At 36.0% G+C, this 15,855-nt stretch carries 13 protein-coding genes; 5 read left to right on the top strand and 8 right to left on the bottom strand.

What is annotated here, in order from left to right; genetic code table 11:
* Positions 1–171: 171 nt before the first annotated feature.
* From PLJ10_04180 to PLJ10_04195, 4 genes are all read right to left on the bottom strand, one after another.
* Positions 172–993 (bottom strand): purine-nucleoside phosphorylase, encoded by an 822-nt coding sequence (locus PLJ10_04180; GenBank protein HOK08842.1) that lies wholly within the window; start codon positions 991–993, stop codon positions 172–174.
* Between the two features lie 13 nt (positions 994–1,006).
* Positions 1,007–1,312, bottom strand: a complete 306-nt coding sequence (locus tag PLJ10_04185; GenBank protein HOK08843.1) for a DUF167 domain-containing protein — start codon at positions 1,310–1,312, stop codon at positions 1,007–1,009.
* Between the two features lie 232 nt (positions 1,313–1,544).
* Positions 1,545–1,751 (bottom strand): hypothetical protein, encoded by a 207-nt coding sequence (locus tag PLJ10_04190; protein HOK08844.1) that lies wholly within the window; start codon positions 1,749–1,751, stop codon positions 1,545–1,547.
* A 282-nt stretch (positions 1,752–2,033) separates the two neighbouring features.
* Positions 2,034–2,798, bottom strand: a complete 765-nt coding sequence (locus PLJ10_04195) for a TatD family hydrolase (protein ID HOK08845.1) — start codon at positions 2,796–2,798, stop codon at positions 2,034–2,036.
* Between the two features lie 96 nt (positions 2,799–2,894).
* Between PLJ10_04195 and PLJ10_04200 the strand changes: the two genes are divergently transcribed.
* The 5 genes from PLJ10_04200 (at position 2,895) to PLJ10_04220 (ending at position 10,635) form a co-directional block, all read left to right on the top strand.
* Positions 2,895–4,835: a hypothetical protein gene (locus PLJ10_04200; GenBank protein HOK08846.1), complete on the top strand. Its 1,941-nt coding sequence runs from the start codon at positions 2,895–2,897 to the stop codon at positions 4,833–4,835.
* A gap of 36 nt (positions 4,836–4,871) precedes the next feature.
* On the top strand, positions 4,872–5,642 hold the full coding sequence (locus tag PLJ10_04205) for an MBL fold metallo-hydrolase (protein ID HOK08847.1): 771 nt from the start codon (positions 4,872–4,874) through the stop codon (positions 5,640–5,642).
* Positions 5,594–6,961 carry a helix-turn-helix domain-containing protein gene (locus PLJ10_04210; GenBank protein ID HOK08848.1) on the top strand — a complete coding sequence of 456 codons (1,368 nt, stop codon included), beginning with the start codon at positions 5,594–5,596 and terminating at the stop codon, positions 6,959–6,961. The genes PLJ10_04205 and PLJ10_04210 overlap by 49 nt, the downstream gene beginning before the upstream one ends.
* Before the next feature lie 232 nt (positions 6,962–7,193).
* Positions 7,194–8,966 carry a hypothetical protein gene (locus tag PLJ10_04215; GenBank protein HOK08849.1) on the top strand — a complete coding sequence of 591 codons (1,773 nt, stop codon included), beginning with the start codon at positions 7,194–7,196 and terminating at the stop codon, positions 8,964–8,966.
* Positions 8,967–9,090: 124 nt separating this feature from the next.
* A complete protein-coding gene (locus PLJ10_04220; GenBank protein HOK08850.1) occupies positions 9,091–10,635 on the top strand; it encodes a radical SAM protein in 1,545 nt (514 codons plus the stop codon).
* On the opposite strand, the gene truA is transcribed toward PLJ10_04220, so the two are convergent.
* The 4 genes from truA to PLJ10_04240 form a co-directional block, all read right to left on the bottom strand.
* Positions 10,622–11,410 (bottom strand): tRNA pseudouridine(38-40) synthase TruA, encoded by a 789-nt coding sequence (truA, locus tag PLJ10_04225; GenBank protein HOK08851.1) that lies wholly within the window; start codon positions 11,408–11,410, stop codon positions 10,622–10,624. The two genes, PLJ10_04220 and truA, sit on opposite strands and share 14 nt — an antisense overlap.
* Positions 11,411–11,424: 14 nt before the next feature.
* A complete protein-coding gene (locus tag PLJ10_04230; GenBank protein ID HOK08852.1) occupies positions 11,425–13,710 on the bottom strand; it encodes a hypothetical protein in 2,286 nt (761 codons plus the stop codon).
* A gap of 275 nt (positions 13,711–13,985) precedes the next feature.
* On the bottom strand, positions 13,986–14,273 hold the full coding sequence (locus PLJ10_04235) for a hypothetical protein (GenBank protein HOK08853.1): 288 nt from the start codon (positions 14,271–14,273) through the stop codon (positions 13,986–13,988).
* Positions 14,274–14,561: 288 nt separating this feature from the next.
* Positions 14,562–15,855, bottom strand: a 1,294-nt coding sequence (locus tag PLJ10_04240) for a sulfatase-like hydrolase/transferase (protein HOK08854.1), incomplete at its 5' end; no start/stop codon positions are given.

Genomic DNA, 15,855 nt, shown 5'->3' on the forward strand with positions numbered 1-15,855 from the left:
TATGATATTTATATGAGGAAGGATATGTTCCTTAACTAAATATTAAGTATGTATTATGTCTTTTGTGGACTTATTCTTTTGTTATGAATAATAGGGGTGAATGTGAATTTGGAGAATATTGATTTGGTTCATGTTTGGTATTTTTAATCTTTTATTAAAAATGGTGACTTTTTATTCAGGGATTTTTGAGATGATTTCTTTAACTAATGTTCTGAGTAAAGGTTCTATTTTTTGTGCGGTTGCGATGATATGTTCGATGTTTGCGGGTTGTAGAGCGTCTGGGAAACACTCATCGGTAATTGCAGAGAAACCGAGTACTTTTAGTCCTGAATGGACGGCGACAATAACTTCAGGAACGGTGCTCATACCTACGGCGTCTGCACCGATGGCTCGTAGGAATCGGTATTCTGCTCGTGTTTCCAGACATGGTCCTGCCACGCCAACATATACTCCTTTTTTGATGGGTATTTTTAGGTCAATAGCAGTGTTTTCAGCAAGAGCAATAAGTTCTTGTGAATAGGGTTCGCTCATATCTGGGAAACGTGGACCTAACGTATCATCATTTGGACCAATTAATGGATTGTCGCCCATAAGATTAATATGGTCTGTAATAATCATTAGGTCACCTGCTTTGAAGAGGGGATTCATCCCGCCTGCAGCGTTTGAGACAATGAGTATTTTTACTCCTAAGGCTTTTGCTACGCGAACAGGGAATGTTACTTGTTGCATAGAGAATCCTTCATAATAATGGAACCGTCCGGATAGGGCAAGGACTTTTTTGCCTGCGAGTTCGCCGACAATTAATTCGCCACCATGAAGGGAATCGTCTGGGAAATGGGGGATTTCTTGATATGGAATATTTATTTCGCTGTTGATAATTTCTTTTAAGGTTCCTAATCCTGTTCCTAAAATAATGCCGATTGAAGGATGAGTGTTTGTGGCACTTCGTATGACTTTGACGGATTCGTTGATTTGTTCTCGTAGTGTGTTCATAATAATCTCCCTATTAATTTTGGTTATTTAATTTGAGAAGTTCAGATTTTTTTTGAAGGAATATTGATTTAAATTCTTCTGGTAATTCTAATAACTTATCTCTACTTGTTTCGCCCTGGATGATTTTGATTTTTGTTTTGCTGATATTTAACCATTTTGATAGGAGTTCAAGTAATTTTGTATTTGCTTTTCCTTTTTCAGGGGGAGCATTTACACGCACAGCAATTATATTATCCTCTCTTAGATAGATAGATTCAGAGTGTGCAGAAGGAATGATGTGTACTTTGAATTTGAATGTTGATTCTTTTTTGTATTGCATAACAGGGTTATTATGAATTTGTTGGGTTCTACTATTTTTATATTTTATGAAAGTGAGTCATAAAATTCAATAATTGAATTCATTTTAAAATAAAATTGGGAGTCTTGATTTTGAGTGCTAATTTATAAATTATAAAACCTGAATAGTCAGTTTAATCAAAATTCACTCAAATAAGACTCCCTACATGAATGAGACATAGAGGACGATTCAATTGTAAAACAATACAACTCCGTCATTGATTTCTTTTTGGCAAGGTCACATTATTTGACCTTGTATGATTATAGACAGGAGTTGTTGCGGAAGTGGTGATTTCTGGCATCTCACCGAAATATTCTTCATAACAGCCCACATGCCAGTACTCACCATCTAAATCGATAGCTTCGTCGAACTGGAACTCGATGTCCTCTATGTACTCGTTACAAAGAGCACAACGTTTCATTTTAATCACCTCGCTTTCTTTTTGTATGTTAAGGTTTATTGTTTATTATAAAAACAAAAACATCAAAAAAAGAATTTCACTTTTATTTTATATTTAACGAACCCCCTACCTAAGTGAAATACAGGTCCAAAGGGATTACATAATATTTATACCATAAATAATCCTGAAAGTCAAGTAAAAAATCGATTAAAACAGAAAAATAATAAAAATCTGTATATTATTATCAGTCAATAATTTACATATATTTATGTATTTTTTTATTTTATTTTTCAAAAAAAATTTTTATAAATTAAAAATTTTTTTTGCATTTTTTGTTGTTTGAGAAGCAATTTCATTTTCTGAACATTTTAAGTATTCAGTGAGATTTTTAATTACAAGAGTGATGTTTGACGGTATATTTCGTGTATCACTTTTTCCTGCAGGTGGGATATCAGGGCTGTCTGTTTCTATTAATATTCTTTCTGGGTAAATAGTATTTAATACGTGTTGTCTTTTTTTACTATATCTGTATGTGATACCACAACCGAAAGAGAAATAGAAACCGAGAGGGAGTAGTTGCTCTACGATTTCGACACTTCCTTTGAAGGCATGGATGATGCCACCTTTTTGGGGCATACCAATTTTTTTTACGATGCCTGTAAGTTGAGAGAATGCCCCTCGACAATGGATGACTACAGGTATATTTATTTCTTTTGCAATTTCTAATTGACGGATGAAAAATTTTTCTTGTAAATCGTAGGACGGAGTATCAATTTTCAGGTCTAAACCTATTTCCCCAATGGCTACAATTTTTTCTACTGAGTCTGAAGTTAAACGATTCAAGTCGTCGAAAAATTCTTCTTTTATATACCATGGATGGATACCCCATGTACATTCAATTTCTGGATATTTTTGGGAAAGTTCTAACGATTTATCCCATTGAGAAGGCTCGACGGAAGAGGTGATAAGTTTTATGATGCCTATTTTTTTAGCGTCGTCTAAAACAATATCCAGGTCATTGCTGAATTCTTGTGCTTCTAAATGGCAATGCACATCAATAATTTCCATTTTTGTTGTCCTTCATTAGTATAATTAATGATACTTTATTTTATGATTGGGAGTATACTGAACGTATTATAAATGTAATTACAGGAAGGAATTTAATTGAATAATCGGTGTAATGCGAAAATAATTGTTGATTGTCCTTCTTTTCAAGGAGGTAATGAGATATCAGGTTTGTGGCGTTGGATATGTGAAGGTAACTGGGCATGGGGTCTTGCTTCACCTCCTGGGAAGGGTAGAAGTCATTTAAATTATTTAAAACAGAAAGAGATTACACCGATAATCACTTCTTTTTTGGCACATCCTGAAAGTCGGCAACGTTTTTTTGAAGATAATAATATGTCTTTGATTAGACCTGAAGATGCCCTTGCCCCGTATTTTGATATTTTTGGAAACAAATTTATATGGGAGGGATTTACAGAAGAAGATTCTTCGGGAGTAGGTTTTTCTCGTTGTTTATTACAGAATCAACCCAGTTCCCATAAAGAAGCGGAGGAACGGTTTGAACAGTTTTTGAGAGAAGGATTATCTGAGGTGTGTAAATATGCTCCAAATATTCATAAATGGGGTAGATGTGGTTATGCAAGTAGTACGCATACGTATGCGAAACTTGGTTTGGATTGTGTATTACTTGAAAGGGCAAATGATGATGTTGATGATTTACAGACGGGGATTGCATTTTTAAGGGGAGCAGGGAAGCAATATGGATGTTCTTGGGGAGTTGATTTTTCTCTTTGGTGGGGTGTTTTTTATGGGTGTGTTCAGAATTTGCCCTGCTCTTATCATCGTCGGAATTGGTTGATTTCTTATTTTTCTGGTGCAGATTATATGTCGGTTGAAGGTGGCGATTTGCTCTGTTCGCCAGAGGGCAAATTATCTGTTATGGGTTCTGAATTTGAAGCATTTTCTAAGTGGATAAGTAAGAATAAACGGGGAGTGGCATACACACCTGTTGCGGTAATACTTCCATCTTCTCATGGTTGGATTACACCGCCATATTGGGAGACACAGTCATTTGCATGGAATTATGCACGATTGCGGAGGGAGCCTGGTGAGAAGGGGATAGATGGTTTTTTTGGAATGTGTTTTCCTGGAAGTCAATTTGCGATGGACCCTTATCCGTTAGGTTGTTATGAGGAAAATGACCCTCCATCAAGTCCATTTGCATTGTCATGTATTACTCCACGTTATGCACCTTCACCAAAGAATATTTTTTATAGTAAGTCATATATTCCTTTTGGTAAATTTCGAAATAGGAAAGGGGCGAATCGGTTTTTAAATGAAAATAGAATAGAACCTGCTCCATATCGACCAATGGGGGTAAGCCGTTGGGGAGATATTTTTGATGTATTTACTGATGAGGTAAATGTAGATGTATTGAATGAATATAAGGTTGTGGTGGTTTTGGGACCTTTAATAATTTATGAGGAATTCCGTAAGAAGTTATTGAGTTATGTAAATTCTGGGGGGATACTTATTCATTCTGCAGGTACAGTAGGACCTGATGATTATGACTGGTTAGGAATACAGATATTACCTGAATTGCATGTGGGATACAGATGGCAGTGGGAACAGACGGGTTGGATTAATGAGGCATTTCGTTATGTTCCTTCTAATGTGGATTCACAATCTCATGTTTTGGCATGGGCTAATAAAGGTTCACCTTTAGTTGTTTGTTCTCATTTTGGGAAGGGACAAATATATACCTGTCTTGTGCCGTGGTTTGAGTCACCGATGTTTTGTTTGGCAGGTGTTGCGGTTAAGTTGTTTGATTTCATTTTTAATTCTTTGATTCCGATTTCTATTGAAGGACCTCCATGTGAGTGGTTGGTTACAAGTGAAGAAGATAGCCAGACGATTATTTTAGTAAATCATGCAGATTTTGAATGGGAAGGGTCTATCCGATTTGTTAACCCCGATTATGATGGTAAAGAGGTTTTTGAGCTATTTAGTGGGACGAGGTTTGTAAATAGAAAAGATACTAACATAAAAATTAGAGTTCCTTCTTATGATGTTGGTGTGTTCCGATGCTATAAAACATGATATATTTTTGGATTTATAAATGAGGTGTTGAAATATATGATATGTTTTTCTGTATTAGGTAGTGGAAGTTCGGGAAACGCAACATATATCCAGAGTTCTTGTCGTTCAATTTTGTTAGATTGTGGTTTTAGTTTGCCACAAATAAAGAAGAGGATGGAATATTTGGGGAGAGATATATTGGATTTGGATGCAATTTTGATAACACATGAACATACAGACCATGTATGTGGTTTGAAACGATTACTTTCTATTTGCGATATACCAGTATTTATGACTCGTGGAACATATTGTGCACTGCAAGGGTTATTTGATAGCAATAAGAATATTGAGATATTTGAATCGGGTGACTCAATAGCGGTTGGGGATATTTATGTTCAATCCTTTGCGGTGACTCATGATGCTGGTGACCCTGTGAATTATGTTATTTCGCATTCTGGTGTACGGGTTGGTTTTGCAACAGATTGTGGTTATCCTTCAAAGTTAATGATAAACAAACTTAAAGGCTGTCACGGTTTGATTGTAGAATCGAACTATTGTCCGGATATGTTAATCAACGGTCCATATCCCGCACATCTTAAACAAAGGATAAAAGGTCGGTATGGCCATCTTTCAAACCAGCAAATGTTACAGATTGTGTCTGAAGTTATGGATGAAGCCTTGCGGGTTTTAGTGCTTGCTCATATTAGTGAAAATAATAATCATCCTGAAATTGTAGCACGGTTGGTGCGTGAAACTATAGGCAGTAGAGATATTCAATTATGGATAACCAATCAGACACACCCAACGCCATTGATTCATTTAAGTTAGCCATTTTAACAAGACGCATTACGGGACCTCGTTTTGAGCCTTTGTTTCATCGTGTGGCAACTATATTAAATTCATCGGTGGCTGTCCATTTGTGGGATAGGAAAGGGAACAGGCAATGGAAACTATGGTCAGAGAAAAAAGGTGTTTTTTGTGATTTGATTGCCTCTTCTCCTCATTGTTTGAAAGTATGTGATAAAGATAGGGCAAAGATCGTAAAGCAGATTATTAATTTAGATATTCCTTTTTTATTTAAGTGTCATGTAGGATTTTATTGTGCATCGGTTCTTTTGTTTCATCTTGACAATAATGTTTTAGTTCTGACTGTTGGTCCCTTTTATATTGATGAGAATAGGGAGGTTTTGGAGTATGAATATTCAAAAAATATGAGTAGGTATAGTATAGAAGTATCTGAACAGGATATGGCTTATTTGAAGCAGTTGCCATATTTGTTGTCGGATTCTGTAAGAGAGGTACTTTTATGGACGAAGGACTCTTTTCAAAAGGAATGGATAACACTTTTTAATACAAAAGATTATGTTGATAGGCGGGAAGAAAAGGTGCTTGGACAAAATGGGGAAACAGAATTAGAAGAGGGAAAAGTAGTCCGTTTGGAAAAATTTGACCGTGTGCGGGAGAACATGTTTTTAGTTGCTTTACGGACGAAGAATAAAGAATTAATGGAAATCGTTTTGAGGGGGAAGGGTGATGAGATACGTAATAGTAGAAGCAATTTATCACAGGCACTATTTTTATTATATATTTGGTCGATTAATGTAATAACATCAAGATTGTTCGATTATGGACTGGACACGTTTATAGATAAAAGGATATTATCGTGTGTGGGACAGGAAAATTTTCAAAATGTTAAAGGCTTAGATAGTGGTGTAAAGAGGATACGTAAAATTATTTTTTCATCTTTGGCTCCTGAGTTTTTTAGTGATAATACCTGTGTCTTTAAGAAAAAGCAGGAACGTTTTGAGAGTATTGTATCTGAGATGAGGAATCACTTATGGGCTCCTAACCTAATGAAACTAATTGAGAAGAGATTGGGAATGAATGTCTCTGCGTTAAGTCATTGGTTAAAAAGGAATGTGGATTCTAATTATGAGGACTTATTGAGTTATATACAGGTGGAGAAAACTGCAGAGTCCTTGAGGAAAACAGATGAAAGTCTTTCGAGAGTCAGTATAAAGGTAGGTGTCAAGTATAGTTCGCATTTATCTGCAAAATTTAAGAAGGTAACTGGATGTAATCCATCTGAATACAGGGCATATTTTGCAAGGAACCTTAATGTAAAGGGTAAAAATAGAGAGCAATAGGAATTAAAACCGTAATAAAGATACTATTGCAAACGAACTGACGGAATAGGATAAGGTAAAAAAAGATGGGAGATAATATTATTGTATGGATTGATATATTTATAATAGTGTTTGGTCATGGATTAAAAAAATGTTTGTTTTGACTGAAACCATAGATATAAGTTATGCTGTCAAACTAAATAAGATTCAATTTTTTGTGTTTAATTTAACAAATAAAGATAAGGAAAGATATATGAGAAACACATTGAGAAAAGGGATTTTGATGTTCAGTTTGGTTTCTGTTGTGCTTTGTTTGTTTGTTTTTTCAGGGTGTGGAGGTCCAGCAGAACAGGCACCACCACCGAAACCACAGGAACCTAGAGAATTATCACTTCCTCCCGCAGAGGGGAATCTTCCGACGACATCATTATTAAAGTTGACGCCAGAATTGGCGCAATTGGGTATGGTGTTACCCTCATTAGCGGAAGGATTGGATAAGGTAGTTCAAACAGCAAAACGTTTTTATCCTGCGGATGAAGTGGATGGATGGATACAGAATAATTTGAGGAATTTAGCGGGATTTGCTGGTTTACCAGAGGCAAAAAGTCTAATAGAGATTGCGGAAGGTAGAGGATTTGATATTACGGTTCCTGTGGGTGTTTTTGCTGATTTATCACCTTCATTTAATGATTTAATGCAGATATTAGCACCAACTACGGAGGCAGAGGCTCAAGGGGAGAAGAAGAAAATTGACCAAATTGATTGGGCACAGATAAAACAACCTAATTGGGTATTAATGTTAGGTGTAAAGGATACTGCGAAGGTAGAAGAGAGTTTGAAAGAACTGGTAGTTGAGGTTCCGGAAATTAGTGGAATAGCACCTAAAGAAGAAATAGTAGATGGTGCGAAGGTAATTGAATATGGACCATATTCGTATTTTATATCTGCTAAATATGTAGTGGTTGGTTCTACTGTTCTTGTGAAAGATGTGGCAAACCGTTTTTCAAATCCGTATGCGATAAGGTATGGTACAGCGGAAATGCCAGCAAGTTCAGAACCTGAAGGAGTTACCTTGATAAAAGATTGGAAATTGATTCCAATGTTAAATCAACTCACACCGTATCTTGTTCAAATGTCCCCTTATGGTGTGCTTGCTCAGATGAAACTTGGACCTTGGGCAGAGATGGTAAGTGAAGGGGTAGATGACCCAGTTTATGTTTGTATGTCCTTAAATCCAGAAGAGAAATTACAGGTTCGGACATTAATTGATATGTCGAAACGTCCCAAATCTGCCAGTATTTTGGGTCAGGCGAATCCATTACAGTTGCCTAAATTGTTCCCTGATAATACTCAAGCATCCCTGTTCTTTCAAGTTACTAATGAATACAAAACCTATTTAACTCAAACGGCAGTACCACAGATTAAAACTGCATTGTCAGATAAGAAACAGATAGCTCAGGGATTGCAGTATGGTTCGACAGCAATGGGATTTTTAGGTAATGAATTGGGAGTAGGAATTACAGGTACGATGGGGGATTTTCCTGCGTTGATTATTGTAATTCACGTTTCAAATGTTGAACAAGTGAAGGCATTGTTGGATATGTTGGTACCATCAATGCAGGATGAAGTTTATCGGGAAATTCCTGTGAAGAAGATAGCTGTTCCGTCGCCTATTCCTATTGCGATGGTGATGGTTGAAGATAAGGTTGTTGTAAGTAATAATACAGATGTGTTAAAGAAAATGATAGATTTGGTTCTTGATAAACAATCATCAAATTATTTGGCTAATTTAAATCCTCCTGTTGATGCAGGTGTCCCACGCTATTCGCTAATATCAATTCAGAGCAAATTATTTTTAGATACTATTTTCCCGTTAATGAGTATAATGGGTCAGAATTTAGGTGGAATGCAAATGGAGGTTGAGAAAGCATTGGCAGAGATACGTGAAATTCGCTTAATAAATGAGAAGAAGGATGGTTTGTTAGAAGGGCAGATGTTACTATTTTTTAACCCCTCGGCGAAGTAAGGTTATATTTTAGTATTGGTTAATATTAGCCACAGCAGGAATGAACTTCCGCTGTGGCTTTGTTATTAGTTATATATAGAAAAATGTGATATAATAGGTAAAACTATTTTATATAAGACGTTGTATGAAAGTTCTTCTTCTATCCCTTCAGAGAAATCTAAATATCTTAGGTTTAAAATTATTGCATCAAATCCTTTTAGAAAGAGGATATGATTCAAATCTTCTTTATTTGAATCGTTTTAATAAAGAAAATAAAAGGATGTTGGATGCGCTAAAGGGGTTTGTTAGAGATTTAAATCCGTCATGGGTTGGTATTAGCGTAACTGCATCGGAGTTTCATGATGCTAAAGAAATTACCTATTTCCTAAAAAGGGAATTTGATTCGTTCCCTGTAATTTGGGGTGGAATACAAGCGACTACTGCAGTGGAACGGTGTGTGCAGATTGCAGATTATTTATGTGTAGGGGAGGGTGAACAAACTGTTGTAGATATTTGTGAGGCATTGACGTATGGTAAACCACTGAAAGATATAAATAATCTTGCATGGTTTGAGGATGGAGAAATTAAGGTAAATCCCTTAAATCCAATTATAGAAGACCTTGATAGTTTGCCTTTTGTACCACGATTAGCACAAAAGACATTTATACTTCCAAAAGATAATGTTATGCCACTTACGAGAAAACTTTATATGAAGTATAGTGCATTTTATGGGGGAATTTATAGAATAATGCAATCTCGTGGGTGTCCTCACAAATGTAGTTATTGTGTTAATTCTATTTTCCCAAAACTGTACCATAATTGGAGGGTTCGATGGACATCTCCGAAACGGATGGTGGATGAAATTGTAGCAGGAGTTTCCGAGGATTTACCCCTTTTATTTATATCGATATTCAATGATAATTTTTTTGCTCAAACAACGGAACAGATGAGAGAATTTTTTGATTTATATAAGAAACGAGTGGGTAAGCCTTTGATTTTGTTTAGTTCGCCTAATTTTTTGACTGAGGAAAAATTAAAGATGGCGGTAGATGGTGGCTTGGCATCGATACATGTAGGTCTTCAAACTGGAAGTGAGTCTGTTTGTAAAAATGTATATAACCGTCAGATGACGCCTCAAAAATTTAAAGAGGTTGCGGAGATTATACATAAATATCCAGTAGTCCCATATTATGATATTATTTGCGATAATCCGTTTGAGACAGAGGAAGACCAAATAGAAACAGTAAAAGTATTAATGGGATTATCTAAGCCTTATTTTTTCCTTATCTTTTCGCTTACTTTATATGAAGGGACAGATTTGAGGGAACGTGTAAAGAAGGAGAAACCAGAGTTTTTGCATGATGATACAACAAAAGATTTTTTAGTACCAGCACCGACAGAATTAAATCATCTTCAACACTTTGCAACGATATTTCCTGCATGGGCAGTGAATTACTTGTTGAATCGTTATAGGGAAAAACGAAATAGTTGGTTTACAAAATTATTATTTAAGATTTATATGTTGGTGGGTTATTTCTTTTTACAACCACTTATCTATTTATGGATTTTGTTGAAGTTTAATAGGTATTCATTAACTAAATTTTTTAAGAACCTTCCTAAATTTATTGATTTTCGGGCGTTGAATATTTTTGGTCATTTTCATACGGGAAGAGATTCTACGTATGAGTAAAGGGTTCATAACTGATTTGTGCCAGTGTGAGTCCTTGGGGTGGAGCACATAGACCTTTGAATTTTTTGTTAAGTTCAAGACATTCGATTAAAAAATCTGGTTGTTGTTTCCCTCGTGCAATTTCGATAAGTGTGCCTGTAATGTTACGAACCATGTGATAAAGAAAGCCGTTGCCAATATATTCGATGTGATATAGGGTTTTAGAGTCTATTGGTCCTATAACCCCCCCTTTTTTTAGTTGAATGGAGTATAAGGTGCGGATAGTAGAGGTCATCTGGCTTCCTGTACTTTGAAATCCTCTAAAATCGTGGGTACCGATGAGATATTTGAATAATTTTTGAAGTAGTTCTAAATCGATGCTGTATGGAATGTGCCAAGCATATTTATGTGCAAAAGGGTCGGATTCTTTTCCTAAATCTATAGTGTAGCAATATTTTTTCCACTTTACATCTCGGCAAACATCAAATTCCAATGGTACCTCTTTAATATTTGTTATTTGTGCATTTGGTGATAGTAATTGTGAGGCAGAATGTCTAAGTCGTTTTGGTATTTCGGCATTGAAAAAGAAGGAAAAAACTTGTCCTAAGGCATGTACTCCTGTATCGGTACGGGATGCACCCTGAATTTGAATGGGTTGTCTTGTAATTAGAGATAAGACCTGCTCTACGGTTCCTTGTACTGTTGGCAAATTGGGTTGAAACTGCCAGCCATGAAAAGCAGAGCCGTCGTAACGAATAACCCCTATATATTGTTTTTTTTGTTCTTTATTGTCCATTATCTATATTTTTATCATTGTTGGGCACTTGTTGTTAGTTCAGGGAGCCATGTGTTTAATAGTAGTTTACAATTCATAACTTTTAATACGAGATCAAGAGGGACATAGAAGTAATGATTAGTGGCTTCAAAGCCAATACGGCTATCTTGGAGCTGATTTAGGTATTCTTTCGTGGCGATGTCCATTTCGTTGTTCAGTATCTCCCTAAGTTGAGCAATTAGTTTTGTTTTTTCTTCGTTAGATAATTGCTCATTTAGAAGTTTGTTTCTTAATAGGACGAATCGTGTTTGATTTGCAACTGCTTGGAAATGTGAAGCGCAGACTTCAATGATTCTGCATTCGTTTTCAAAAGAGGAGAGATGCTCTTGGTTATCCACATTTAGATTTTTTAATTCATTTTTGGCGGTAAGAATGGCTTCGTTAAACCCACGAGCCATTTTTTCCATTTGATTAGCAAAGATTTCTGGTGGAAAATTTCCGCACCAGTTTTTTACATCATCATAAGGGAACCCTGTCATGGTAGCGTTATATCCTGTTGGTTTAGCCCAGAGAGGATTTGAAGGACCTACCTGTACTGGACATTGGTAAACAGCGATGATATGAAATGGGTATTCTTTGAAAGCTTGTGTAATGTGTTTCCATGTTTTGACCATTATGGGGGCTAATGTTTGACCGAATCGTTTTTCGGCTACTTGTTTTAATGCGTTGTCTATATCGAGTTCGGGATTATCAATTAATAAATTGAAGACTTGAATATTTGGGGATGGGTACCCCCCTAATGTCCAGCCCAGCATAAATCCATCGAGTTTTTTTTCGCGGAGTCTGATGGCATGAGTTGCGACGTTTTCAAGAACGGGGATGTAAGGGACAGAACCTAATTCCCATGTTGTTCCTATTTGTAATTTTGCAAAGGTAGGGTGATTATATTTTTTTGCTATTTCCCAGTGGCGTGAGGCACGTGGCCCGGGTCCGGGCTCAGTCAAACTATATTCGCCGATGACTGAATTTACTCCTCCACGAGTTATTGAGATATCCCATTCGCTAACGCTCATGACGGCTGTTCTGGATGGTAAATTTGAAATGATTCCTTCGACCCAATCATCACGCCAGCCCCAATCCCATGCGATGAGTTTACATGACGAGTGAGCAGAATCTATTCCCGATTGAATCAGTTGATGAACTTCTGCGATGACCTCTGATGGATTTCGTTTTGAACAACGGGGACAATTTTCTCCGTGATGATGAGACCAGCAATTTGTAAGATTTTCGGATGCACTGATAGTAAAGAAGCCACCTAACTCAGGAACTTTTTCACAAATCATTTTTATTGCATTTTTGATATAGTTTTGAACATCAGGATTAGAAGTACAAAGAGCGGAAAAATCGCCTTCGTTCACGCCTTTTAATTCTGGGAACTTTTCATAAAAAGAATTAGGCATTGCTCGGGGTTCGTTTAAGTATAGGAAAACGTTGACGCCTTCATTTTTTAGTTTTTGGGAGAAGATACTTAGATTTTCTAATCGTTTTTCCCAACCTTCACTAATGGATGGGTCCCATGGGAATGGGGTTAATAAATAAAGGACCGCTTGTAGCCATATACCATTTACACCCAATTCATGAAGTTTTTGAATGTATCCCATTGGATAAGACTTTTCGAGGTCTGAAAATGGGTCTCCATAATGTAGGAAGTAAGATGAGCAGTATCTCGTAGGTGCATTTGTAATATCTATTTTTTTGGTTTGTTTTTCTAATGGGATTTCTTTTTTTAGTTCTTCAATGAAATGTAAAGGTCTTTCTCCCCATGAAGATATACCGTTTGGGAATAGTCTTTTGATAGTGTTTCCGATCTGTTCTTCATATTGGATTGTGTCTTTATCAGGTTCCTCAAAAATTAGAGGTTCACATTTTGGTTTGAAATTGCCTAATTTAATAAATAGGAAATCATCTTCTCGTAGTGTATATGCTAATTGATGGCTGTTCCAACCCAATAATTTCATAATTTGCTCATAGGGTAATAAATGCCAGTTCCGACGGATAATTGTGCAATGCAATTGTGCTAATTCTTGTGTTGTTAAATGAGGTGGGTCAGGTAATCCCATTCGTTTCCCAATAGATAAGATGTCTTCTTCTTTGGCTCCGATAGTTTCGGCTATTTTTTTAGTTGGGACAACAGACCAATTTAGCCATATATATGTATGTAATCTATCTTTGAAAAAGGCAGAAGGGACTGGCTCTTTATCTATTGGGGCTGGTAATTCCCATGCTTTTAAGATTAATAATAATGTCATAAAATACATCATAGGATATTTCCTTATATATATGATGTTTCTGAATAAGTTTTATTTCAAGTTAGTATTTTAGAAATAGATTATAAAGAAAGAGGGTGATGAGAAAAAAGATGAAACGAAAAGAGAGGGGAGTGATATAAAGATTAGGTGAGTAATTGGACGATTACACAATTTAGAATAAATATACATGAAGAAAGGGTAACGAGGTATGACGAAAGAAATGGAGCCAGACGAGTTTTTTAGATTATGAACTGTCTAACCAGAAGCCGACCTGCCGTGGAGAATTTTTAAGGTAGATGCAAGAGGTGATTCCGTGAATAGAATTGGAACAGAAGTGTATAGATGTGGGGTATACAAAGCGAATTAGGGTGAACTAACTCGTCCATCGTTATCATTTCGGATATTGTCAGGGAGTTTATTTTTACAGGCATGGTATGGGTTATCAGACCTGCAGACGGAGGAACAGATAGTAGATTGTTTATCCTTTCGAGAATTTTTGGGTATCGGCTTTGATGGTGTGGTGCTGGACGAGACAACGCTATGTCGGTTTCGGGGTTTAGAGAAGAATGGGGCATATCACTTCTTGTCAGTGGCGGGCTATAATTTGAAACGGATGTATAAGGAATTGAGGTGGTAAATGGAGATGGATGTTATGTATAGGTGATAAAAAGAGAGAAAAAACAATAGAAAATAACAAATAAAATGGGTGAAAATAGAATAAAATAAGTAGGAATAAACCTCTGAGTTCTTGTTTATGTTGATTTTCAATCGAATTTCTTCTCATAAAAACATGTATAACTTATATTAAAACCTCATACTCGCCTTGTTCAGAGATATCTCATTTCTTTTATTTGCAAAAATTCTTAGTTTAGGTATCCGAGGGCATTTAGCTGTTGCTGGACTTCTTCAGGAACCTCAATTTTGGTTCCACCTCCAGTAGCTAACTTTCTCTGGATAGCAAGATAGGGACCTGAATCCTCAGGAAACTTTGGTTCGGTTTCCCAATATATGTGGGGAACAGAAATATCTACGGGCTTATTCTTTTCAAGCTTTATCACCGATTGGTCAGGTAAAACTAAAGAATATTCAGGTCCATTTATTAAAGAGATTTTTATTCTCGATTGGGGAGACTTAGGCACGATAACTACCTTACCCAAATCCGGGATAAAATTAGTCTCTCTGATTAATGTTGGTATGGAACCTGAATATTCGATGCCCTTATTTGGAATACATATTGTTCCCCCTGTGCCATATATCGCTATAACTTCATTATCAGGAGATATAAGTAATTCAAATGTATTATTAACATCCGCCCCAGAAGTGTTCTTATAGGAGATAATATATCCTCTTTCCTTTTCTTTTTCAGTATTCCTTAACATATTTCTCATTTGCTCTAAAATACCACTTTTTTTGATGGATAAATCTAAATTTTCACTATCAGGTAAGGCTAAATTAAAAAGATGTTCTTTCCTTTCTCCACCATTTAGTATATATTTATAATCTTTTTTGATAATTGCTAAGTTTTCCATACTTGGGTTTTGAGTGACTAAGAAGTCTCTTAACTTTTTACCATTTTTTATTAAAGGGAGAACAGAAAAGCCATCAAACTTATATGGTAATTTATCAGAATGGTATCCTATATAATCAAGCACAGTAGGAACGATATCTATCAGTGATACTAACTCGTATATGTTTGTGCCTCTAAACTCTTCATTGGGAAATTTTATCATCATAACTACTCTACAAGTGTTTTCATATACACCTGTGTGTTCATAAAATCCATTTTCTCCAAAAGATTCGCCGTGATCGGAGACGATTATGATCAGTGATTTCTCATATAGATTATGGGTTTTCAAATATTCAAAGAAATTTCCCAGTGCGAAATCCACCTTTGCTATGCAATCATCGTAGCAGGTTTGAAGATAAAGATTCTCGTACGGATTGAGTAAAAAAGATTTCCCTTTAAATATGAGATTATCAATCATAATTTGTAATAGAGAGCGTGGATTAGCAGGCAAACATTCGGGAGTAAGTTCTGAAGGTGCATCTATCAAATTGCTAAAAAATCTAAATCTATCATCATTCGAGTCGTATATTTGCATTCCAGATTCCATTTTGGAATGTAAGTCATAGACATGGGAGAAAACAAAAAAAGGT

This window comes from Candidatus Hydrogenedens sp., assembly GCA_035361075.1.
Taxonomy (GTDB): domain Bacteria; phylum Hydrogenedentota; class Hydrogenedentia; order Hydrogenedentales; family Hydrogenedentaceae; genus Hydrogenedens.